Consider the following 22,335-nt stretch of genomic DNA (forward strand, 5'->3'; position numbering starts at 1 on the left):
TTTTTTTTTTGGGGGGTTGGTTGTTGTGTTTTTTTTTTTTTTTTTTCTGTGTTTGGGGTTGTGTTGGGGGGGGGGGGCGGGGGGGGGGGCGGCCCCCCCTTCCTGAACCGCATATTTTTCATATTTTTGCCAAAACCACCTTTTCATCCCATCCGCGCTATGCTGGCCCCATCGCCACTGCCGGGATTCCCGCCATGCTGCACGCCCTGAAGTTCGACCCGATCACCGAGTTGACCCGCACCACGGCATCGGCGGTGAAGGAGCACTGGCGGAAGGTCATGCAGGACGTGCGCGAGCGCCAGATGGTGCTGGTCACCAACCACAACGAACCGCAGGCGGTGATCATTTCCGCCGAGCAGTACCAGGCCCTGCAGGCCCAGGTGGTGGACCTGCAGCGCAACCTGGCCTCGCTGCGCGAGCAGGCCCCTGCCCTGCAGCAGCTGCGCGACAGCTTCGATGCCCGGCTGTCCAGCCTCGATGAGGCCGGCGCCGGCCGCAAGGCGCGCGCCCTGCTGCGCAAGCCTGCCCGGCTCAAGGGCAAGGTCCAGGCCGGCACCGGTTACTGATGCCCCGCCCGTTCCTGTTCGTGCTGGCCGGGGTCAATGGCGCCGGCAAGAGCTCCATCGGTGGGCACCTGCTTCGCGAGGCAGGACTGGACTGGTTCAATCCGGACGCCTGGGCCCGCCAGCTGCGCACCGAACTGCACATGACCCAGGCCGAGGCCAACGCGCAGGCGTGGGCCGAAGGCTTCCGGCGCCTGCAGGAGGCGATCCGCGAGGGCCGCAACCACGCTTTCGAGACCACCCTGGGCGGGCGCTCCATCGCCGCCACGCTGGCCGAGGCCAGCACCAGCCACGACGTGCTGGTCTGGTACTGCGGCCTGGCCTCGCCCGAACAGCACCTGGCCCGGGTCCAGGCCCGGGTGCAGGCCGGCGGCCACCCGATCAGCGAGGCCGACATCCGCCGCCGCTTCCCGCTGGCCCTGCACAACCTCGCCGCGCTCATGCCCCAGCTGGCGCAGCTGCAGGTCTACGACAACAGCACCGACACCGCCCCCGGCGATGCCGTGCCCGACCCGCAGCTGGTCCTGCAGATGGAGGCCGGCCGGCTGACCTGGCCCGAGCCGGACGACGCCGCGCAGCTGCGCCGCACCCCGTCCTGGGCCGTGCCGCTCATGGAGGCCGCGCTGCAGTGCGACGAAGCCATCGCCAAGGGGGCCTCGTGACCTTCACGTGCACGCCGGCTGCACGCGACTTTCACGAGTCCTTCGCGTTTTCCATTCGGACCGGTATGCTGCCGGTGACTGAAACGACGGATACTCTCCGTCATCGCACGACACCATCAACGTTTCCTGGAGGGGGAATATGAGTCTGGAACGTCCCTGGCTGCAGAGCTATCCCAACGGCGTACCCGCCGAAATCGACGTCAACGAGTTCCATTCGGTGTCGGCCGTGTTCGACACGTCGGTGGCCAAGTTCCGCGACCGTCCCGCCTACTCCAGCTTCGGCAAGGTGCTCACCTACGGTGAAACCGACGCCCTGGTCGAGCAGTTCGCCGCCTACCTGCTGGGCGAGCTCAAGCTCAAGAAGGGCGACCGCGTCGCCCTGATGATGCCCAACTGCCTGCAGTACCCGGTGGCCACCTTCGGCGTGCTGCGTGCCGGCCTGACCGTGGTCAACGTCAACCCGCTGTACACCGCCCGCGAGCTCAAGCACCAGCTGGTGGACTCCGGCGCGGCCGTGCTGGTGGTGGTGGACAACTTCGGCGACACCGTGCAGCAGGTCATCGCCGACACCCAGATCAAGCAGGTGATCACCACCGGCCTGGGCGACATGCTCGGCCTGAAGGGCGTGGTGGTGAACTTCGTGCTGAAGTACATCAAGAAGATGGTGCCCAACTACAGCCTGCGCGGCGCGATCCGCTTCAACCAGGCGTTGAAGCTGGGCAGCGGCCACAAACTACCGAAGGTGGAGCTGGACCACGACGACGTGGCCTTCCTGCAGTACACCGGCGGCACCACCGGCGTGGCCAAGGGCGCGATGCTGACCAACCGCAACCTGGTCGCCAACATGCAGCAGGCCTCGGCGTGGATCTCCGCGTCGGGCATCGAGATGGGCAAGGAGTGGATCATCACCGCCCTGCCGCTGTACCACATCTTCGCGCTCACGGCGAACGGCCTGGTCTTCATGAAGTTCGGTGGCTGCAACCACCTGATCACCAACCCGCGCGACATGAAGGGCTTCGTCAAGGAGCTCAAGGCGACCCGTTTCACCGCCATCACCGGCGTCAACACGCTGTTCAACGGCCTGCTCAACACCCCCGGTTTCGACGAGATCGACTTCTCCTCGCTGAAGGTCACCCTGGGCGGTGGCATGGCGGTGCAGCGCGCCGTGGCTGAGCGCTGGAAGAAGACCACCGGCGTCACCCTGGTCGAGGCCTACGGCCTGACCGAGACCTCGCCGGCGGCCTGCATCAACCCGCTCAACCTGGCCGAGTACAACGGTGCGATCGGCCTGCCGATCCCGTCCACCGACGCCTGCGTGAAGGACGACAACGGCGTCACCCTGGCCCCGGGCGACGTCGGCGAGCTGTGCATCCGCGGCCCGCAGGTGATGAAGGGCTACTGGCAGCGCCCGGAGGAAACCGCCAAGGCCATCGACGCCGACGGCTGGCTGCACACCGGCGACATGGCGCGCATGGACGAGCACGGCTTCTTCTACATCGTGGACCGCAAGAAGGACATGATCCTGGTGTCCGGCTTCAACGTGTACCCGAACGAAGTCGAAGACGTGATCGCGATGATGCCCGGCGTGCTGGAAGTGGCTGCGGTCGGCGTGCCGGATGAAAAGTCCGGCGAGATCGTCAAGGTGGTCATCGTCAAGAAGGACCCCAACCTGACCGCCGAAATGGTCAAGGAACACGCCCGCGCCAACCTGACGGGCTACAAGCACCCGCGCATTGTCGAGTTCCGCAAGGAACTGCCGAAGACCAACGTCGGCAAGATCCTGCGCCGCGAGCTGCGCGATACGCCGGCCGAGTAAGCACCCGCTACAGTGAACCCCAGAACGCCCGCCTAGCGGGCGTTCTGCTTTCCGGCCCCCAACGCCGCCACGTAGTGACACGCCATGCGTGTCAACGCACTCACATCACTGACACCCAAACTCGCCAGTTACCCGCGAACACGCCCGGTCCATCTCCAGACGGAACCAAGCGCACCCAATGGTGAAAAGGTCAGAACTGGAACCTGGCGCGCGTACCAATCGCGAGCGCGATGAAAGGACCGAACACAATCCGAAGTAAATCCATCAGGAACGCGCGAACAACCTGCCCTGAGGCACGGGCGACCCGCGAGTAACCAAAGAACCCCGCAAAACGCCCTCGCATTGCGGCTTTGATGTAATAGGCCCGCGCCTTCGCCGAACCCGAAGGAAGATGCGCCTCGAAGTAATGCCCGAAGCCCAGCAGTGTCTCCGGCATCACCTCGTAGTCGGCGGAGAGGTAAAGGAATCGAAGGGCAGCCGCATGCTCCTTCTGCTTCAATGAAACCCGCGCCAGATTGAGAAACGTGATGGCGTTGGGGGCGATCAACGATGCTCGCCGGAAGCTGTCGAGAGCCTTGTCCAGATCAGGCGCAAATCCGGGGCCGCCGTCCTCGTACACAAAGCCAAGGCACAGGTAGCCATCCAGGCGATCGGACTCTTCCAGCGAGCCAATCAGCTGCTGGCCTAACGCCAGAGCTTGAGCCACCTCCGCCTGGTCCAGCAATCGCACCGCGCGCTTGAAGTCGGAATGCACCTTTCGCATCGTCTCCCCCTGTGAGAAGGCGTCTCAACCAAGAGAGGCTGAAGCCACGTGATGGAAACGCACTCTTCTGGAAGAGGAGGATCCATCACGACTTCTCCGATGGAAGCATCTGATAGATGTATGGCCTCAGAGTTCTTCTCCCAGTAGGCCTTCATCAGCGTAGCAGCGTTCAAGACCGTGTCGACTTGGGGTAAGCAGGCACGGACCACGTGTAAGCGCCTCAGTCCTGAGAAGATGGAGGTGGCTCGTCCGGCATCGCAGCGAGCCAGAAACGACCCGGCATCACATCTATTCCACCCAGCGACCTGTCGTTAGCCCTGTTGGCGTTTTGAGAATAGAGTCCTGTAACAGTAATAGGCTTCTCCTTAACAACCATCTGGTCGAACAGCTCCTTCTCCTGCACGGGTACGTTCAACCTCACGCCCCCCTTGCCGGCAGCATAAAGGTACATGTCCTTGGACGCGAACATATAAGGATATCCAAACGCATAGGCGACGTACCCTGTGATCTCAATGTATCTACCTTTTTCACGAGCCAATCCAACCCATAAGCCCGGGAACGTTTCTTTACACACGTTGATCGGGGATCCATCAGCACTTCTCGTCGTCAAGAAATGGCATCCATCACCAGAATCAACAACATCCGCCATTGCTTGAGAACTTAATCCGAATGAAAGGATGACAACCAAAACAAGCTTAGCATTCATTGCAATAACCCTCGTTTAGGCAAGCCTTCGCCCCGTCATCTACATAGCTACTCACCCCTCACCCTGCAGGTCGAAGACTTCTACGGAGATGCTCCTTTGTTCGGCTTGATAGCATCATATGCTTCGACACCCTCAGAGAGAATCGACTTCGCCACACCTGTTATATCTTGCGAAATGCCTTGAGAGCCGACTCCTTTTACAACAGCATCGTCACATACGATAAAACTTGAAGTCTCCACATCGGCAACCTTGACAGCTCCAGCGTAGATTGGCTCTACATATCGATACCGTGAAACAGTCGCCGAATATGAGCGGGCCGAGCCGTTTAGCAACTTAATTGAAGTCACTTTCTTCCCGGTTTCTCCGTATTGAGTAGCGACGACGTAAACAAGAATTCCACGAGAATTCAAATAGAGTCGGCACTCACCTCCTTCCGTAGACGATGCATCCTTGGCGTCAACCTTGACCTCTTTCAATCCCGAAAGTATCGGACTTGTTGTTGCAGACAAGCTGTGTAGGCAAATTGATCGATCGTCTGCCCATGCGGCATCAGTCAAGCCAACTGCGGCTATGGATAGTGCATATATGCCTGCTATCACTGCTCTACTGCTCATGGCGTATCGCCCGATTGAAGTTCATAGCTTGGACACCTGGCTTGATCCGCTCGCCTGCAACACCCGACCTACTTGCCGGCACCCCAAGAATCGCCTCGACCCTCGCAGGAGGACAGTCGATTCCCCGGAACGTAACCCTGATATACCGCCTACGACGCGCCTGCCTGCTCACGAAATCCTCGCCCCCATCTACATTCACTTTCCCGCTCCCAGCCATGGCTCACAGAACTCCGCTCCTGCCACATCCTTCCGCAGGATGTGCAGATCGTTGCTGGCGACCCTTTTTGCAGTGGGGTAAGCATCCGACCTCATTACCTTCAAGAGCAATTCTTCAGCCTCCCTGCATTCTGGTTCCGTTGACATTGCAGCGAGAAGGCATGACAGGCTGATCAACGCAACCTGCAAGCGCAGACCAAGTTCCCTGGCGTCACCCTGGTATCGATCGATCGCACCTATGGCTCAGCCGTCAGGATCCCGTACAGCAGCCATTTTGAGAAAATCCGCGTGTCCTCTCGCGCCCCGGAAGGCGCAGCCTCCAGCAGCTTATCCCTCGCCCCCTCAGAGAACACCCCGGGCGTCTCAACCAGGAGAGGCTGCAACCAGATGATCGTGGTGCACTCCTGCGGAAGGGAAGCATTCGGACCGATCTTGTCCAGAGCGTCGGAGAATTGAAGAACAATGGACCTTTGATCATGGCCCCCACCATAGGCCTGCATCCGCCAAACCCGCTGGATTGTCCTCGACAGCACTGAGCGTTCATCCGCCGCCGTGATGCGACGGGTCTCCTGCAATGTTCCACGAACCCCGCCGGTGACTCTTACCCAGTCGTCGAGAACATCCTGCCACGCGGCAAAGCAACCCTGCTGCGAGTCAAAATAGTCCTCCGGCAGACCGCGCTGCCGGTCAGTGTGTCCGACCGGGCGAGGGGTTGTGGCACATCCACAAGACGCCAACACCAGAACGAAAAGAGCAAGAAATTTCAAAGCCTGTCTCCAGCATGCAGTCTCGGATGGTCTCTTGAAGTTTGCGACTGCGTACCTGGCCGCGCCATCCACACATGCCGGTTGGAGGATGTCGAGTGCAGCCGCATCGCTCTTTCTGACCCGCGTATCCAACGCCCATGCCCCCCCCTTTGTCGACGTATTGATCTCAGATTGTCAGGGGTTGGACAAGTGCCTTTACCCGGCGCAGCCAAACAGGACATGGATCCGAGGCCGGCAGTCGGAAATTCGTCGAATTCTTATATTGACCCGCCACCATCAGCCTTGGGCGCGCTGCGCGGTGTGAACCGCCCGATACGCCTGCGGCATAAGGCTGAACGAGATAATGGCGGGTAGTTTGGGGCCTTATGGAGACCGTGTACGGCATTTGCATTCCAGCCCGGGCTGGCGGTGTAGCATCGCGGCGTGTGGACCCGTCAGGCCTGCCGCCCACCGTCCTCCCAGCAGGCCAACCCGCCGAGGTGATCACCATGCAATCCATCGAAAAGCTCCCGTATGCCCGCGGCTACGCGACCATCCGCACTGAAACCACCGGCGACAACGCCGCCCACTGGTTGTTCATGCATGCCGATGCCGCGACCGGCATTCGTCCCTGCTGCCGCAAAGACATGCTCGACGAAATGTGGAGCGTGATGAACCAGATCACCCTGTCACCCGCCGAGCGCAACAGCGGCAAACTGCGCCATTTCGTGCTCGCCTCCGACGCCAGCGCCTACAACCTGGGCGGCGACCTGGAGCTGTTCGCGCGGCTGATCCGCGAAGGCAACCGCGACCGGCTGCTGTCCTATGCACAGCGTTGCGTTGAAGGCGTGCACCACCTGCACACCGGCTTCGGCGGCGATGTGCGTTCGATCGCGCTGATCCAGGGCGATGCGCTGGGCGGTGGCCTGGAAATGGCCCTGGCCTGCCACACCATCGTCGCCGAGGAAGGCTGCGGCATGGGCCTGCCGGAGGTGCTGTTCGGGCTGTTCCCGGGCATGGGCGCGTATTCGTTCCTGTGCAAGCGCGTGGCCCCGCAGGTCGCCGAGAAGATCATCCTCGAAGGCCGCGTGTACTCGTCCGAAGAGATGTTCGCCATGGGCGTGGTCGACGTGCTGGTGCCCAAGGGACAGGGCGTCAAGGCGGTCGAGGACCTCATCCGCCAGCACCAGCGCACCCCCCGCTCGTACCTGGCCATGAACGCCGCGAAAAACCTGGCCCAGGCCGTGGGCTATGACGAGCTGCTGGAGATCACCAAGATCTGGGTGGATTCGGCCCTGGCCCTGGAAGACAAATCGCTGCGCACCATGGACCGTCTCATCAAGGCACAGACGCGTCGCGCCCAGTCCGATGCGGCGTGACCGCGCCAGCGGTCCCGGCATCCGATAAAAAGCCCGGTCAGCACCGGGCTTTTTTCTGGTCGCAGGCTCAGCGGAGGTCGATGCCGCCGTCGTCGGCCGACGCACCGCCGCGCGGGCGCTCTTCCAGCGCCTGGCGTCCTTCCTTGATCGCGGTGCGGATCAGCTTGATGCGCTCGCCCCATTCGCTCTTGAGCTGCCAGTCGGCCATGTGCATGACCTCGCCGGCGCGGTAGGCCACGCGCACCAGGCCCAGGTTGCTGGCCACGCCCTTGATGGCGTGCGCCTGCTCGCGCAGGAGCACCCAGTCGCCGCGCTCGCCCGCCTCGGTGGCCACCGCGACGCACTGCTTGGCATCGGCCAGGCACTGGCGGATGAACTCCTGCTCGAAGCTGTCGCCCATGCCCAGCGAGGCCAGCTCGTCGAGTACGCCGGTATCGAGTACGCCGGCGGCGACCGGCGCCGGCTGCACCACTGGCGCACGCCCACGCAGGCCGTTGTTGACGGCGATGTCCGCCAACGTGTCGAGCAGGCGCACCGGCACCACCGGCTTGCCGAAGAACGTGTGCGCGCCGGCCTGGGTGCACTGCTGGATCGATTCGGGGGTGACGTCGGCGCTGAGCACCAGCACCGGCGTGCGCGGGCCGCCGCCGGCCTGCAGCACGCGCAGTTCCTTGAGCATGTCCAGGCCGCTCATGCCCGGCATGTGCAGGTCGACAATGGCGACGTCGTAGTCGCTCTCGGCCATCGCGTCGAGCACGGCCTCACCGCCGTTGACGCAGACCACCTTGTGCCCGGCCTTCTGCAGCAGCCGTTGCAGCACCAGCCGGTTGGCCTGGTGGTCGTCGGCGACCAGCACCTTCATGCTGCGCACCCGCGCACGATGGCGCAGGAACGGGTCGGCGAAGGCGATCACGTTGTCCGGCGTACCCTGCTGGCCCTCGCCGAATACCGCCGGGGTGAATTCACCGGCGAGCACGGGCGGCAGCGCGAACGGCAGTTCGAACCAGAAGCAGCTGCCCTGCGGCGGGTTCTCGACATAGCCGATCTGTCCGCCCATCGCCTCGACCAGGCCGCGCGAGATCGAGGTGCCCAACCCGCTGCCCTCATGCCGCCGGCCCAGGCTGACATCGGCCTGCTCGAACGCCTGGAACAGGCGCGCGCGCATTTCCGGATTGACGCCGATACCGGTATCGAAGATGTCGAAGCGCAGCCGGACCAGGTCGTGGCCCTCTTCGCGCACCTGCGAGACCCGGATTTCGACCTTGCCGTGCTCGGTGAATTTCACCGCATTGCCGGCCAGGTTCAGCAGGATCTGGCGCAGGTGGCCCAGGTCGCCGCGCAGCAGCTTGGGCACGCCGGCCGCCACCTTGACCTGGTAGTCCAGCCGCTTCAGCCGCGCCTGCGGCAGCAGGATCAACCCGATCGACTGGACCACGTCATCGAGCGAGAAGTCCTCGGCCACCACACGCAGCTTGCCGGCCTCGATGGCCGAGATGTCCAGCACCTCCTCCACCAGCGTGAGCAGGCTGCGCGAGGACGCCTGGATGGTGTTGACGCATTCGCGCTGCTCGTCGTCCAGCTGCGTGGTGGCCAGCACTTCGGTCATGCCCGACAGCCCATTGAGCGGCGTGCGGAATTCATGGCTCATGTTGGCCAGGAAGCGGCTCTTGGCCTCGCTCGCCCGGCGCGCCTCGTCCATTGCATGGGTCAGCTGGCGCAGCAGGCTGGCGAAGTACAGCGGCACCGCCGCCAGGCCCAGCCACAAGCCGAAGCCCAGCCGCGCGTTGGCCTGCCAGTAGCCGGTGGCCAGCACGGTGACCCCGAAGCTGACCAGCGCCATGCCGACGGCGGCATACAGGTACTTGTTGCCGTAGCGCATGCCGTTGCCGACGGTGACCCACATCACCACGATGTAGACCCACGACAACGGCTCGCCCATCTGCACCATGCCGGCGGCGATCAACCCGTAATCGGCCAGCATGCCGGCCACGCGCCTGGGGTCGGAACGCTGCGGGCGCGCCAGCAGCCACGCGAACAGCAGCACCGACAGCACCAGCCCGGTGAGCACGATGCCCAGCACCACCTGGTACTGGTGGTGCGGCAGGTCGTTGCGCACGCCCGGCATCAGCACATAGCCAAGGATCAGCACGATCAGGACGATGCGTACGATCGCCTGCCCATGCTCACTGTCGGAACGATTGCCCAGCTGGCGTTTCAGCAGCGCAAGGCCGGGGAGCGCGCCAAGCCGCTCCTTCATCGCCTGGAACGGACTGTGCACGTCACATCCCCGGTCGGGACGACGCAGTGGAATGCTGCGCGCAGATTTCGTCGAGCTGCTCGCGGCCGCGCAGCAGCGCGTCCACGCAGCGCGGGTCGAACAGACGCCCGCGCTGGGCGTAGAGATAGGCCAGGGTTGCTTCCATCGTCCATGCTTCCTTGTATGGTCGCGGCGAGATCAGGGCATCGAAGACGTCGGCCACCGCCACGATCCGCGCTTCCAGCGGGATCGCCTCGCCAACCAGCCCATCGGGATACCCGCTGCCGTCAAAACGTTCGTGGTGGCGCAACGCGATCAGCGCGCCCACCTGGATGAAACGGTTCTGGCTGCCACTCAGCAGCTCGTAACCGATACGCGGATGCCGGCGCATGATGGCCAGCTCCTCCTCGTTGAGCTTGCCCTGCTTGAGCAGGACCGCATCGGGAATGGCGATCTTGCCCATGTCGTGCAACGGGGCGGCCATCTCGATCAGCTTGACCTCTTCCTCCGGCAGCCCGAGCTGCTCGGCGATGAGGCCCGCCACATGCGCCATGCGTTCGAGATACGCACTGGTGCCTGCATCGCGGAATTCGATGGCACGGGCCAGCCGCGAGAGCGTCTCGCGCTCGCGCTCCTCGACTTCGTGCATGCTCGCCAACAGCCGCTGCTCCAGCGACAGAGCGCGCTGCTTGACGTTCTCGGACTGCTGGCGCAGCTGCAACAGGTTGTAGCAGCGGGCACGCAGCTCGCGCGGACGGATCGGCTTGACCAGGAAATCGATCACGCCGGCTTCGAGCGCGGCCTGGCGGATCGGCTCGTCGCCGACCACCGTGATCAGGATCACCGGAATGTCGCGGTGCTTGGGCAGCCGGCGGAACCGGCGGGCGAACTCCAGCCCGTCCATCTCCGGCATGCGGTAGTCGAGCAGCAGCAGGTCCACCCCGTGCGCCTCGCACCACGCCAGCGCCGTGAGCGGGTCGCCGAAATCATGCACGCTCAGTTCCGGCGCGATGTCCTCGATGACATGCCTCAGCATCGTGCGCGCGGACGTCTGATCGTCAACGATGACAATATTCAAGTCAGCTTCCGTCGTCTTCCTGGACCACACTGGAACATGTTGCGGAAAGGATACTCCGCCGCTCTGAATACCGGCACCTTGCATGGGACCCACCTCCGGTCATGATCTCCCCGTTCATGATCGTGGTCACATTGTGATGCGCATGTCATGCCCACCCCCGGACCCATCATGAAACGCGTGACCTATCGCGCCTAGGCGCCTCTATAGGCCACGTTGAAACCATACCCCCACGGCCACGCAAGCGGAACCCCGCCGGGCGGACCGGCGCGGTCCCTACCCTGACGTACGTCTCAGTTTTCCGGGCGCATGTACGGGAACAGCAGCACATCGCGGATGGAGCTGCTGCCGGTGAGCAGCATGACCAGGCGATCGATGCCGATACCCAGGCCGCCGGTCGGCGCCATTCCATACTCCAGCGCACGGATGTAGTCGGCGTCGTAGTGCATGGCCTCGTCGTCGCCGCCTTCCTTGGCCGTCACCTGGGCCTGGAAGCGGGCCGCCTGGTCTTCCGGGTCGTTCAGCTCGGAGAAGCCGTTGGCCAGCTCCTTGCCGTTGATGAACAGCTCGAAGCGGTCGGTGTAGCCCGGCTGGTCGTCATTGGCACGGGCCAGCGGCGAGACCTCGACCGGGTGGTCGGTGATGAAGGTCGGCTGCACCAGGGTGTGCTCGACGGTGGCCTCGAAGATCTCCAGCAGCAGCTTGCCCCAGCCGTAGGACGGCTTGATGCGGATCTTCAGGCGCTCGCAATGGGCGGCCAGCGCGTCGCGGTCGGTGCAGTCGGCCAGGCTGATCTCGGGGTTGTGGTGGCGCACTGCCTCGTCCATGCGCCAGCGGCGGAACGCCGGGGCCAGGTCGATGGTGGCGCCGTCCCACTCCACCGTGGTGGTGCCCAGCACCTTGCTGGCCACGTCACGGATCACGCCTTCGGTCAGGTCCATCACTTCGTTGTACGTGGCGTAGGCCTCGTACAGCTCCATCATGGTGAATTCCGGGTTGTGCCGGGTGCTGACGCCTTCATTGCGGAAGTTGCGGTTGATCTCGTACACGCGCTCCAGGCCACCCACGACCAGCCGCTTGAGGTACAGCTCCGGGGCCACGCGCAGGTACAGGTCCAGGTCCAGCGCGTTGTGGTGGGTGGTGAACGGCTTGGCCGTGGCGCCGCCGGGGATGTAATGCATCATCGGCGTTTCGACTTCCAGGAAGTCACGGTTGTCCAGCCAGGCGCGCATGGCGCGGATGATCCGCGAGCGCTTGATGAACACCTCGCGCGACTCCGGGGTCACGATCAGGTCCACATAGCGCTGGCGGTAGCGCTGCTCCACGTCGGCCAGGCCGTGCCACTTGTCCGGCAGCGGGCGCAGCGACTTGGTCAGCAGGCGGATGCTGGTGGCCTTGACCGACAGCTCGCCGGTCTTGGTGCGGGTCAGCCCGCCCTCGACGGCGATGATGTCGCCCACGTCCCAGCCCTTGAAGGCGGTGTAGACCTCGCCCAGCGCATTGCCCTGGAGGAACAGCTGGATGCGGCCGGACTCGTCCTGGATCTGGGCGAAGCTGGCCTTGCCCATCACGCGCTTGGCCATCAGCCGGCCGGCCATCTTCACGGTGCGGTCGGTGGCTTCCAGTGCCTCGGCGGTCCACTGCTCGGCATCGGCGAATTCGCCCTGCAGCGTGCCGGCGAAGTCCTCACGACGGAAGTCGTTCGGGTAGGCGATGCCCTGCCCGCGCAGCGCGGTCAGTTTCGCGCGGCGCTCGGCGATGAGGCTGTTCTCGTCGACGGGGGTCTGCGGCGCGGCGGTCTGATCGTTCATGGCGTGGGTCTATGTCTGGGGGATATGGACAGGAGATTACGAAACCCGGGCATGCCGGGGTGGAACGGATCGGGCCGCACGCGGCGGCCCGACCGTCAGGCGTCGAGGCGTTTGGAGCCGACTTCCAGGCCGGACTTCAGGCTGGCCTCGACGAATTCGTCGAGATCGCCGTCCAGCACCTTCTGCGTGTCCGAACGCTCGATGCCGGTGCGCAGGTCCTTGATACGGCTCTGGTCGAGCACGTAGTTGCGGATCTGGCTGCCCCAGCCGATGTCGGACTTGGTGGCTTCCACCGCGTCGCGTTCGGCGTTGCGCTTCTGGATTTCCAGCTCGTACAGCTTGGCGGCCAGCATCTTCATCGCGTTGTCGCGGTTCTGGTGCTGGCTGCGGCCGGTCTGGCAGGCCACGACCGTGTTGGTCGGAATGTGCGTGATACGCACCGCCGATTCGGTCTTGTTGACGTGCTGGCCACCGGCGCCGGACGAACGGTACACGTCGGTACGCAGGTCGGCCGGGTTGATGTCGATTTCGATGTTGTTGTCGACTTCCGGCGACACAAACACCGAGGTGAAGCTGGTGTGGCGGCGGTTGTCCGAATCGAACGGCGACTTGCGCACCAGGCGGTGCACGCCGGTTTCGGTCTTCAGCCAGCCATAGGCGTAGTCGCCTTCCACGCGCAGCGTGGCCGACTTGATGCCGGCGACATCGCCACCGGAGACTTCCATCAGCTCGGTCTTCCAGCCACGCGATTCGCACCAGCGCAGGTACATGCGCAGCAGGATTTCGGCCCAGTCCTGGGCTTCGGTGCCACCGGCACCGGCCTGGATGTCGACGAACGCCGGGGCGTTGTCCATCTTGCCGGAGAACATGCGCTGGAATTCCAGCTGTTCCACGTGCTTCTGGTACTTGTCCAGGTCGGCGACCACGGCCAGGGCGGTATCTTCGTCCTGCTCGCTTTCAGCCAGTTCCAGCAGTTCGCCGGATTCGGTCAGCCCGTCGAGGATGGAGGCGATGCCGCCCACCGTCTTCTCCAGGCTGGAACGCTCGCGGCCCAGGGTCTGGGCATATTCGGCGTTGTTCCAGATATCGGGGTTTTCCAGTTCCCGGGTTACTTCTTCCAGACGCTCTTTCTTGGCGTCGTAGTCAAAGATACCCCCTGAGCGAGAGCACGCGATCGGTGAGATCGGTGATTCGCTGGCGCACGGGATTGAGCTCGATCATATCGGCGGTAATGAAGGCTTGGGACAAGACGCGAATTGTAGCTCAGCGCGCCCGTTCATGTAGATGCACCTGCCGGCGCGGCGCTCGGCAGCGCGTCCGCAGCGCCCCCGTGCCCCAGCGCCGCGCGCAGGCCGGGCAGCTGGCGGCGGCTGCACGGTAGCACCGTGCCGTCGGCCAGGTGAACCCGGGCCTCGCCGCTGTCCAGTGGTTCGATCGACACCAGCACGGCCAGATTGAGCAGGTAACTGCGGTGGATGCGCACGAACCGTGCCGGGTCCAGCCGCGCCTCCAGCGCGGCCAATGTGCTGCGCAGCGGGTAATCATGGCCGCGCACACGCAGGTTCATGTAGTTGCCGGCGGCCTGGGCATATTCGATGTCACAGGTGGCCACCAGGAAGTCACGGCCCAGCTTGCGCACCAGGAAGCGCTCGGGCCGGTCCACCGGCTCCACCGGCGGCGCGTCCTCCGGCGCGGCCAGCAGGTGCGCCTCGCCCTGCCGGCGGCGACCGAACCAGCTGAAGAAGTGCTCGATCGCCACGAAGCTGAAGAACGCACGCACGTCCTTGAGGTATTCATAGAGCAGCCGGGTCGGCCAGCTCGACCCGTCGACATAGTGCTCGCCGACGCTGGCATAGGCCAGGTGGCGCAGCAGCATCATGCCGACCACGTGCAGCAGCGACCAGGCCACGCTGGCCGCCAGGTACAGCGGCAGGCGCCGCCGCCAGGTATCGGCATGCAGCGGCCAGCGCTGGCAGCCCCACCACAGCAGCGGCAGCGTGAGCAGGATCATGCCGGCGCTGCTCAGCTCCCAGGTCATCGGCTCCCATAGCGCCAGCGCCTCGCCACGGCGCTGGGCGTCCATCACCTCGACCACGGCATTGGCCGCGGCGCTGCCGAGCAGGATGGCCGCCCATACCAGCAGGCGGCTGGCGGGCCGCCAGCGCGGGGAACTTCGGTGGGGCAGGTTCGGGTCCATGCATCGGGCGCTGGGGAATCAGCGCCCGATTCTACGGGCTGCGGGTCAGCGCACGTCGAACTCGCCCACCAGCACCGTGTCGGCGCTGTCCTTCAGGCGCATCGTCACCTGCTGGTCCTGCTGGCGGCGGCTGCCCCAGTGCGTGCTCAGGCGCAGGGTCAGCGTGGTGGCCCCGGTGACCAGCTGCTCACGGCTGCCGAAGTAGTTCGCCTCCACCTTGTAGCGGCCGGGCTTGGCTTGGCGCAGCGAGAACTGTTCCGGGCCGTAGCCGCCGGTGAAATCGCGCGACATCTGCCCGCCCTGGTAGGTCAGGCGGTTGCCGTAGTACGCACGCTCGCCATTGGGGTCGGTGACCCACAGGTCCATGTCGCTGTTGTCGCTGTCCCAGCTGAGCACCACGCGCAGGTCCAGCGGCATCGGGCGGCGCAGGCGCGGGTCGACCGCACGTGCATCCACCCCGGTGCGCGCCACCAGGGTGGTCAGCTCGTCCAGCGCGATCAGCGAGATGCCGTCGAAGCGGTCGTCCCATGGCCGCACCACCACCTCGTTGAACGCCGCCAACGCCGCCTGCGGTTGGTTGTCGGCCTCCAACGCCAGCGCCAGGTCACGGAAGCTCTGCGGCTCTTCCTCGCCCAGCGCCAGTACGTCGCGGAACACCGGCACGGCCAGCGCCGGCGCCTTGGCCTGCATCAGCCGGTAACCCAGCACGCGCAGCACGTGGCGGTTTTCCAGCTGCATCTCGGCCAGGTTCGACAGCACCCGCAGGGCCAGGTCGCGCTGGCCGTGCGCGAACAGGATGTCGGCGACGTCCAGGTAGAAGGCACTGCTGTCGGCGTGCTGGTCACGCTCCTGCAGGTACAGCGCGTACACCGCCTCCGGGCGGGCCGCGCGCAGCCGGCGTGCGTAGGCCGAGTCCGGCGCCCACGCGGCCACGGTAATGCGCAGCGCGCCCTGGTTGGCCCGCGCATCGGCCTTGGCTTCAACCGCCGCATCGGCCGCGGCAGCTGACTGCGTGCGCAGCCCGCCCGTCACCACCACGCTGTCCAGTGCGACGGATGCTGCGTCTACCTGCTCACGCTGCGCGCTCTCGGCGGCCAGCATCATGGGCGCCGGTGGCGCAGGTGCAGATGCAGGTGCAGGCGCCACGGCGGCCATCGGTGCCGCCCGCTGCTTGCTGACAGCGGCCGACGGTGGGGCGCCCTTCGGCCAGGTCCGGTTCCACCACTGTTCGCGCTCGGCGAACTGCACCGCCAGCTTGTCCAGGCGTGCGCGGCGGGCGCTGGCGTCGTCCTCCACCTTCACCGCGTGCAACCGGTCGTAGTCCCGCTGCAGCGGCCCGGCCGGGCGGATGCCGTATTGCAGGTAGTCCTCCAGCGTTTCCAGCACCAGCAGCGAGGTGTCAGCACCGACCAGCCCGAACCGCTGCGACAGCGCCTGGATTTCGCCACGGTTGCCCACTGGGTCTGACGCCAGCTCCCGGCGCCGGGCGTCTGCCCAGGCGTGGGCGACCAGCGCGCCGCCGGTATCGCGGGCCTGCGCCAGCGGAACCGTCAACGTCTGGCGGGCACCGTCCGCGGCCGGAACCTGCAGCCGCAGCACGCGGTTCGCCTGCTGCATGCGGGCCAGCACGCGCACCCAGCCCTGGTCGGCGCGTTCGGCGTCCACGATCAGGTCGGTCAGCCCATCGCCTTCCGCCTGGACGTTGCCCGGGTTGTCCCGCAGCAGGCGTGCCGCCATGGATTCCACGTCATGGCTGCCGTTCAACACCAGCAGCTGCCCCTGGCCTGCACGTGTCCACGCACGCAGCCGGTCGCTGTCGGTGCGTGCACCGGCACCACTCAGCGCATACAGCCGCTGGTTCGCGCGCAGTGCCGGGCGCTCGCGCTTGCCATAGTTGGCCAGCCCGTCGCTGACCAGCAGGTATTCGTCCACGTCGGGTTGCGCGCTCCAGTCGCCCAGTGCACTTGCACCGTCGTAGGACAGCCCCTCCAGATGCCGGCGCAATGCGCCCCAGTCGCCGTTGCGGATGGCGAAGCGTCGCGTCGGCTCGGCGCGGTCGCGCAGCACGGTCAGCTGCACCTCGCCGTCGCCAATGGCGCCGAAGTAGCGCTCCAGCACGGCCAGTTCCGCGGCGGTGTCGCGCTGGCGTGCAGAACCGGACGCATCCCACAGCAGCCCTACGCGATGGGGCAAGGTGCGCTGGCGGGTCTGCACCGGCACGGGCACCTGCACCATCACATACTGCCCGCCGTCGAACGCACCGCGCACGGCATCCACTCCGCGCGGCAGCGGCAGGGTCCAGCCCAGCTGTGCCGGCAGCTGGTCACCGCTGCCCTGCCAGTCGGCACGCCAGGCCCCGTCGCGCAGCGCCAGGGCCAACGTTGGCGGTCCGTTGGTTACCGGCACGCCGGTCGCCACCGCATCCAGCCGCAGCTGTACCGACTTCGCCTGCCCTACGAACTGCAGCGGCAGCGTCCAGCGCATGCCGTCCCGGCTCACCGGCAGGGCCTCACGTACGGTCAGCGCGACCCGTCGCGTGCCCAGCGCAGGAATGGGATAGATGCGCAGGCGGAACTGGTTGCCGGCGGTCTGCTCCAGCAGGCCCGGATCGACCCGGCGCCGTTCGATCGCCTCGAACACCTGGCGGCCCTGCGCCTTCGGCACGGGCACCGCATCGCGCAGTACGCCATCGATATCCAACGCGAACGCCGTCACCTGCTGGCCCTCGGCCAGCGGGAACTCCAGCGCACCTTCGAGCACGCGGCGGTTCGGGTTGCGGAATACCAGTTCGATGCGGGTTTCGGCCAGGCCGGCCGCCACATGGCTGTCGATGCGCGCCTGCTCCAGCTGCACCGGCTGTTCAGCCCCGGCCACTTTCAGCACCGGCTCGGCCACGCGCTGCGCGGCTGCCGTCTGCATGCCCACGCCCCCACCCACCCACAGCAACAATCCCAGCCCGATACCACGCAGCACGCTGTCCATGTGACGCTCCTGATCCGATGACGAACGGTTGAACGCACCACCGCCGCAAACGGGGTTGCGCCATCACCGACCTGTTGCGGTCATGGACAACGGCGGCCTCCGGGGGCACGATCCCAGCCCCACGGAATGTTGTCCCACAAGGAACCCCCATGCGCACGCCCCTGCCCCTCCTGCTGCTTGCCGGCCTGCTGCCGGCCGCACACGCCGCGCCCCCGGCCACCGTCACGCCCGGCATCGACTTCAGCCACGAGGACTGGACCCTGGCCTGCGACAACACCCGCACCTGCCGGGCGGCGGGCTACCAGCGCGATGACGGCGACAGCGAACCGGTCTCGATCCTGCTCACCCGGCTCGGCGGTCCCGACCAGCCGGTCACGGCCGAGCTGATGCTCGGCCAGTACGACGAGACCACCCTGCCCCGACAGCTGCGGCTGCAGATCAACGACACCGCGCTGGGAAAGCTGGCGTACGACGCTGGCGCCGGCACGGCGGATTTTTCAGCCGCACAGGTGGCCGCACTGCTGGCGTCGCTGAGTCGCAACAGCCGAGTGGTCGTGGTGGGCGACGACGGAAAGCGCTGGACCGTGTCCGATCGCGGCGCGTCGGCCGTGCTGCTGAAGATGGACGAATTCCAGGGGCGCCTCGGCACGCCCGGCGCATTGGTGCGCAAGGGCACACGCGCCGAAGCCTCGGTACTGCCTGCGCTGCCCGTCCCGGTGATCGTGCTGGGCAGGACCGTAGCGACCCGCCCCGCCGACCAGGCGCTCGCCGATTCGCCCGCCCTGCGCGCGGCACTGGCGGCCTCCACCTCGGCTGAAGAATGCGAAGCACTGCATCCCGACGGCACGATGTTCGGCGACGAAGGTCCGCAGGCGATCACCGTGCAGCGCCTGTCGGCGAACAAGCTGCTGGTCTCGCAGGGCTGCTGGCGCGGCGCGTACAACACCGGCGATGGCTACTGGGTGGTCAACGACCGTGCACCCTACGCGCCGACGCTGGTCACGGCGTCCGCCGTGGACGACGAACTGCGCACGATCCAGGAAGCCCAGAAGGGCCGCGGGCTCGGTGACTGCTGGTACAGCGCCAGCTGGGGATGGACCGGCACGCGCTTCGTCAAGACCGCCGAGGCCCGCTCCGGCCTGTGCCGCCTGGTCGCCGCCGGCGGCGCCTGGGAGATGCCGACCGTGGTCACGAAGGTTCAAGAACCCCATTGATCGCCGGCCTGAGCGCATCCATCACGCGTCGGCGCAATGCTCGATGATCAACTGGATCGCGCCACCGCCACGGTAGTCATCGCTGACCAGACGGTAGGCGATGTGCACGTGGTTGGCCGGGGCGTTGCCGCGCCAGCCACTGAAGTGAATCGCATTGATCGGCTCCGCGCGCCCGGGCACGCGCAGGCTGAGCTTGAGGTGCTTTTCCTTCAGCACCTGCCAGCGTGCCACCTGGAAGTGGCCGTCGAACAGCGGCTCCGGGAAGCCCTGTCCCCACGGGCCGGCCAGGCGAAGCGCTTCGGCGTGCTGGAAATCCAGCTCGGCCGGGGCGAGCTCGCCATCGCTCATCAGCAACTGCTGCAGCGCCGCCGGATCCATGCTGGCCTCGACCACGGCCACGAACGCCTGCTGGAACGCCTCCAGCCGTGCATGCGGCAGGCTGAGCCCGGCCGCCATCGCGTGGCCACCGAACTTGTCGATCAGCCCCGGATGTGCGGCATTCACCAGCGCCAGCGCGTCACGGATATGGAAACCGGCGATGGAGCGCGCCGAGCCGCGCAGCGAATCGCTGCCCGGTTCGGCCGGTGCGAATGCGATCACCGGCCGGTGCAGGCGGTCCTTCATTTTCGAGGCAACCAACCCCACCACGCCGGGATGCCATTCGGCGTCGAACAGGCAGGCCGCGATCGGGCGTTCGCCTTCGGTGCTCAGCAGCGCACGCGCCACCGCGAGTTCGGCGTCGTCGGTCATCAACTGCTGCACGGCGCGGCGTTCGGCATTGATCTGTTCCAGCGTCTGTGCGATCTCGCGCGCCTGGCCGCGGTCCTCGGTCAGCAGCAGCTCGATACCCAGCGCCATGTCTTCCAGCCGGCCGGCCGCGTTCAACCGTGGGCCGAGCGCGAAGCCGATGTCGGTGGCGCTGAGCCGCGCCGCGTCGCGGCCACTGGCCTCGATCAGCGCCTGCAGGCCCACGCAGCCATGACCGGCGCGCAGCCGGCGCAGGCCAGCCGAGACCAACGCCCGGTTGTTGGCGTCCAGTGCGACCAGATCGGCGACGGTGCCCACCGCGACCAGATCCAGCAGGGTCAGCAGATCCGGCTCCGTGCCGGCGGCAAAGGCGCCCTGTACGCGCAGGTGCCGGCGCAACGCCATCAACACATAGAAGATCACCCCGACGCCGGCCAGCGCCTTGCTCGGGAATGCATCGCCGTTGATGTTGGGGTCGACTATGGCGTCGGCCGGCGGCAACTGCTCGCCCGGCAGGTGGTGGTCGGTGACCAGCACCTTCCAGCCCAGCGCCTTGGCCGCGATCACGCCGGCATGGCAGGCGATGCCGTGATCGACCGTGACCAGCAGCCCGGGCTGCAGCGGCGCCAGCTCGGCCACCAGCGAGGGCGACAGGCCGTAGCCGTGCAGCATGCGGTTGGGCACGGCATGCACCACGTCGCGCGCGCCCAGCATGCGCAGACCGCGCACGCCCACCGCGCAGGCGGTAGCGCCATCGCAATCGAAATCCCCTACCACCAGGATGCGTTCGTCGGCGGCGATGGCCGCCGCCAGCAGGTCCACCGCGGCCTGCATGCTGCCCATCAGCTCCGGGGCATGGAGTTGGGCCAGCTTCGGCTGCGCCTGGGCCGCGTCGGTGACCCCGCGTGCGGCGTACAGGCGCTGCAGCAGCGGCAACATATCACCCTGCCACTCGCCAAGGGCGGCAGCGGGACGGCGTTGGATCTGGAGGGAATCGGAAGCGGTCAAGGCGGGCTCGGTGAACAGCGCGAACGCCGGTGCCGATCATGATACCCGGCGTCAATCGAGATGGCAGACACGCTACACCTTGCGTCGCCACTTGGTCGTGGCGGTAGAGCCACCCCATGGGTGGCTGCGCGGTGCCGCCGAACAACAGCCACCCATGGGGTGGCTCTACGCGGGTTACCGTCAATCTTCGTGCAGTTGCACCGGCTTCTTCCAGAACCGCCAGCGCTGGCCCTTGTCCAGCTCAAACCGGGCGCCGTCTTCGAAATCCAGCACCAAGCGGCGCAGTTCACCGCGCTGCAGTGCCGACAGCAACGGCCGGATCGCATCGTTGCCCAGCTGCTCCAACGACCGCAGCTGACGCAGGTCCACCAGCGCGTCAACCTGCTGCTCGTCGTCGGCCTGCACCCCCGCCGCCTTGGCCAGGGCCTGCAGCAGCGCGTCCCGGCTGCGTACCTGCGCGTGGGCCGTCTGCACCGCGCGGGGCAACTCGCCGCCGCCCCAGAACCACAGCGAATTCACCGCACGCTTGCCCGCCGCGAGACGCTGCACATTCCAGTCGTGCTGGTGCAGCACCACCTGGGCTTCGGTCAGCAACGCACGCCAGCGCCGCCCGGCATCGCCTTCGGGCAGGTGGGCGAACAGATCATCGCCGAGCACGTCATCCGGCGCGGCAAACACCGGCAGCGTGGTGCCCGGTGGCAACCGCAGGTACCAGCGCGATGGCGTGGGGGCATCCAGCGTAAAGCCATACCCCGCAAACAGCGGCTGCAAGGCCGGCAGCAACGCGGCCACGTCGGCCGGTTCGAGCCGCAGCGTGTCGCCGTGGCCCATCATCCGCGCGCCGTGCATGTCCGGCACCACGTTGGCGGGATCGGCACGCAGCCAAACCCCATCGCGCGCATCGCCCACGTCCAGCTGCCGGGTCAACGCGGCCACCGGCCAATCGGCCGGCTGCAGCTGGAAGTGCCGCTGCAGCTGGGCGCGCTCGCCGGCATCGACCCGGCTGCGCTCGGCGCGGCCGAGCGCCTTGGCCACGTCATCGGGCAACGCAGCCGCGGGGAAGCGGCTGCGTGCCGGCAGCAACAGGGTTGCCGTGGCCATGTTCAGCTCAGTCCAGGTACTGGACGCTGACGATTTCGTACTCGCGCTGCCCGGCCGGCGCATCGATCACGATGCTGTCGCCCTCGTTCTTGCCGATCATCGCGCGCGCGACCGGCGAAGAAATCGCGACCAGGCCGAGTTTGATGTCGGCCTCCAGGTCACCCACGATCTGGTAGCGCTTCTCTTCGTCGCTTTCCACATCGGCCAGTTCGACGGTGGCGCCGAACACGACCTTGCTGCCGGCGTTGAGCTTGGTGATGTCGATGATCTCGGCATGCGACAGCTCGCCTTCGAGCTGCTTGATGCGGCCTTCGATGAAGCCCTGCTCCTCGCGCGCGGCGTGGTACTCGGCGTTCTCCTTGAGATCGCCGTGCTCACGCGCCTCGGCAATGGCCGCGATGACCTTGGGGCGCTTGACCGACTTCAGGTGGTCAAGCTCCTCGCGCAGACGCTGCGCGCCCTTCAGGGTGATCGGTGC

Annotated in this window: 18 protein-coding genes; 5 read left to right on the forward strand and 13 right to left on the reverse strand. The window is 66.1% G+C overall.

The window, feature by feature from the left end; all coding sequences use genetic code 11:
- The first annotated feature begins 194 nt into the window (after positions 1-194).
- From ACOZHM_RS17105 to ACOZHM_RS17115, 3 genes are all read left to right on the forward strand, one after another.
- Entirely contained in the window at positions 195-566 is a 372-nt protein-coding gene (locus tag ACOZHM_RS17105; RefSeq protein WP_421570524.1) for a type II toxin-antitoxin system Phd/YefM family antitoxin, read from the forward strand.
- Positions 566-1,225 carry an AAA family ATPase gene (locus tag ACOZHM_RS17110; protein ID WP_421570525.1) on the forward strand — a complete coding sequence of 220 codons (660 nt, stop codon included), beginning with the start codon at positions 566-568 and terminating at the stop codon, positions 1,223-1,225. Before ACOZHM_RS17105 ends, ACOZHM_RS17110 begins: the two co-directional genes overlap by 1 nt.
- 139 nt (positions 1,226-1,364) lie before the next feature.
- Positions 1,365-3,041 (forward strand): long-chain fatty acid--CoA ligase, encoded by a 1,677-nt coding sequence (locus ACOZHM_RS17115; protein WP_421570526.1) that lies wholly within the window; start codon positions 1,365-1,367, stop codon positions 3,039-3,041.
- A gap of 190 nt (positions 3,042-3,231) precedes the next feature.
- Here the strand turns inward: ACOZHM_RS17115 and ACOZHM_RS17120 are convergent, their stop codons facing one another.
- The 4 genes from ACOZHM_RS17120 to ACOZHM_RS17135 all read right to left on the reverse strand — a co-directional run bounded on the left by ACOZHM_RS17120 (position 3,232) and on the right by ACOZHM_RS17135 (position 6,107).
- On the reverse strand, positions 3,232-3,795 hold the full coding sequence (locus ACOZHM_RS17120; protein ID WP_421570527.1) for a hypothetical protein: 564 nt from the start codon (positions 3,793-3,795) through the stop codon (positions 3,232-3,234).
- A gap of 229 nt (positions 3,796-4,024) precedes the next feature.
- Positions 4,025-4,510, reverse strand: coding sequence for a hypothetical protein (locus tag ACOZHM_RS17125; protein ID WP_421570528.1), 486 nt, complete (start codon positions 4,508-4,510; stop codon positions 4,025-4,027).
- 80 nt (positions 4,511-4,590) lie between these two features.
- Positions 4,591-4,986, reverse strand: a complete 396-nt coding sequence (locus tag ACOZHM_RS17130; RefSeq protein WP_421570529.1) for a hypothetical protein — start codon at positions 4,984-4,986, stop codon at positions 4,591-4,593.
- A gap of 590 nt (positions 4,987-5,576) precedes the next feature.
- A complete protein-coding gene (locus ACOZHM_RS17135) occupies positions 5,577-6,107 on the reverse strand; it encodes a hypothetical protein (RefSeq protein WP_421570530.1) in 531 nt (176 codons plus the stop codon).
- Positions 6,108-6,595: 488 nt separating this feature from the next.
- On the opposite strand from ACOZHM_RS17135, the gene ACOZHM_RS17140 reads away from it, so the two are divergent.
- Positions 6,596-7,465, forward strand: coding sequence for a crotonase/enoyl-CoA hydratase family protein (locus tag ACOZHM_RS17140; RefSeq protein WP_421570531.1), 870 nt, complete (start codon positions 6,596-6,598; stop codon positions 7,463-7,465).
- 67 nt (positions 7,466-7,532) lie between these two features.
- Here the strand turns inward: ACOZHM_RS17140 and ACOZHM_RS17145 are convergent, their stop codons facing one another.
- The 6 genes from ACOZHM_RS17145 to ACOZHM_RS17170 all read right to left on the reverse strand — a co-directional run bounded on the left by ACOZHM_RS17145 (position 7,533) and on the right by ACOZHM_RS17170 (position 17,787).
- The gene (locus ACOZHM_RS17145) at positions 7,533-9,722 is read right to left on the reverse strand and encodes an ATP-binding protein (RefSeq protein ID WP_421570562.1); all 2,190 of its coding nucleotides are present in this window, start codon (positions 9,720-9,722) and stop codon (positions 7,533-7,535) included.
- Between the two features lie 22 nt (positions 9,723-9,744).
- Positions 9,745-10,884: an HD domain-containing phosphohydrolase gene (locus tag ACOZHM_RS17150; RefSeq protein WP_421570532.1), complete on the reverse strand. Its 1,140-nt coding sequence runs from the start codon at positions 10,882-10,884 to the stop codon at positions 9,745-9,747.
- Positions 10,885-11,090: 206 nt separating this feature from the next.
- On the reverse strand, positions 11,091-12,608 hold the full coding sequence (lysS, locus tag ACOZHM_RS17155; protein ID WP_421570533.1) for a lysine--tRNA ligase: 1,518 nt from the start codon (positions 12,606-12,608) through the stop codon (positions 11,091-11,093).
- A 95-nt stretch (positions 12,609-12,703) separates the two neighbouring features.
- Positions 12,704-13,829 (reverse strand): peptide chain release factor 2 gene (prfB, locus tag ACOZHM_RS17160; protein ID WP_421570563.1). Its coding sequence is split into 2 segments (ribosomal slippage): positions 12,704-13,753 and positions 13,755-13,829, totalling 1,125 coding nucleotides; the frame shifts between segments, so codons are not numbered across the junction.
- A gap of 55 nt (positions 13,830-13,884) precedes the next feature.
- Positions 13,885-14,805 carry a LytTR family DNA-binding domain-containing protein gene (locus ACOZHM_RS17165; protein WP_421570534.1) on the reverse strand — a complete coding sequence of 307 codons (921 nt, stop codon included), beginning with the start codon at positions 14,803-14,805 and terminating at the stop codon, positions 13,885-13,887.
- A gap of 45 nt (positions 14,806-14,850) precedes the next feature.
- A complete protein-coding gene (locus ACOZHM_RS17170; RefSeq protein WP_421570535.1) occupies positions 14,851-17,787 on the reverse strand; it encodes a VIT domain-containing protein in 2,937 nt (978 codons plus the stop codon).
- A gap of 149 nt (positions 17,788-17,936) precedes the next feature.
- On the opposite strand from ACOZHM_RS17170, the gene ACOZHM_RS17175 reads away from it, so the two are divergent.
- Positions 17,937-19,001, forward strand: a complete 1,065-nt coding sequence (locus ACOZHM_RS17175; RefSeq protein ID WP_421570536.1) for a DUF1176 domain-containing protein — start codon at positions 17,937-17,939, stop codon at positions 18,999-19,001.
- 21 nt (positions 19,002-19,022) lie between these two features.
- Here ACOZHM_RS17175 and recJ read toward each other — a convergent pair whose 3' ends face one another.
- From recJ to greA, 3 genes are all read right to left on the reverse strand, one after another.
- Positions 19,023-20,756 (reverse strand): single-stranded-DNA-specific exonuclease RecJ, encoded by a 1,734-nt coding sequence (gene recJ, locus ACOZHM_RS17180; RefSeq protein ID WP_421570537.1) that lies wholly within the window; start codon positions 20,754-20,756, stop codon positions 19,023-19,025.
- A 180-nt stretch (positions 20,757-20,936) separates the two neighbouring features.
- A complete protein-coding gene (locus ACOZHM_RS17185) occupies positions 20,937-21,857 on the reverse strand; it encodes a phosphoglycerate mutase (protein WP_421570538.1) in 921 nt (306 codons plus the stop codon).
- Positions 21,858-21,864: 7 nt separating this feature from the next.
- On the reverse strand, positions 21,865-22,329 hold the full coding sequence (gene greA / locus ACOZHM_RS17190; RefSeq protein ID WP_313342909.1) for a transcription elongation factor GreA: 465 nt from the start codon (positions 22,327-22,329) through the stop codon (positions 21,865-21,867).
- Positions 22,330-22,335: the final 6 nt, after the last annotated feature.

Source organism: Stenotrophomonas sp. PD6 (genome assembly GCF_049199305.1).
GTDB lineage: Bacteria > Pseudomonadota > Gammaproteobacteria > Xanthomonadales > Xanthomonadaceae > Stenotrophomonas.

Excerpts from the sequence above, each read along its gene's own strand:
- ACOZHM_RS17150 (WP_421570532.1), bottom strand. The coding sequence starts at position 10,884 with ATGCAAGGTGCCGGTATTCAGAGCGGCGGAGTATCCTTTCCGCAACAT.
- ACOZHM_RS17165 (WP_421570534.1), bottom strand. The coding sequence starts at position 14,805 with ATGGACCCGAACCTGCCCCACCGAAGTTCCCCGCGCTGGCGGCCCGCC.
- ACOZHM_RS17185 (WP_421570538.1), bottom strand. The coding sequence starts at position 21,857 with ATGGCCACGGCAACCCTGTTGCTGCCGGCACGCAGCCGCTTCCCCGCG.
- lysS (WP_421570533.1), bottom strand. The coding sequence starts at position 12,608 with ATGAACGATCAGACCGCCGCGCCGCAGACCCCCGTCGACGAGAACAGC.
- ACOZHM_RS17125 (WP_421570528.1), bottom strand. The coding sequence starts at position 4,510 with ATGAATGCTAAGCTTGTTTTGGTTGTCATCCTTTCATTCGGATTAAGT.
- ACOZHM_RS17105 (WP_421570524.1), top strand. The coding sequence starts at position 195 with ATGCTGCACGCCCTGAAGTTCGACCCGATCACCGAGTTGACCCGCACC.
- ACOZHM_RS17145 (WP_421570562.1), bottom strand. The coding sequence starts at position 9,722 with ATGAAGGAGCGGCTTGGCGCGCTCCCCGGCCTTGCGCTGCTGAAACGC.
- ACOZHM_RS17175 (WP_421570536.1), top strand. The coding sequence starts at position 17,937 with ATGCGCACGCCCCTGCCCCTCCTGCTGCTTGCCGGCCTGCTGCCGGCC.
- ACOZHM_RS17115 (WP_421570526.1), top strand. The coding sequence starts at position 1,365 with ATGAGTCTGGAACGTCCCTGGCTGCAGAGCTATCCCAACGGCGTACCC.
- ACOZHM_RS17110 (WP_421570525.1), top strand. The coding sequence starts at position 566 with ATGCCCCGCCCGTTCCTGTTCGTGCTGGCCGGGGTCAATGGCGCCGGC.
- ACOZHM_RS17170 (WP_421570535.1), bottom strand. The coding sequence starts at position 17,787 with ATGGACAGCGTGCTGCGTGGTATCGGGCTGGGATTGTTGCTGTGGGTG.
- ACOZHM_RS17140 (WP_421570531.1), top strand. The coding sequence starts at position 6,596 with ATGCAATCCATCGAAAAGCTCCCGTATGCCCGCGGCTACGCGACCATC.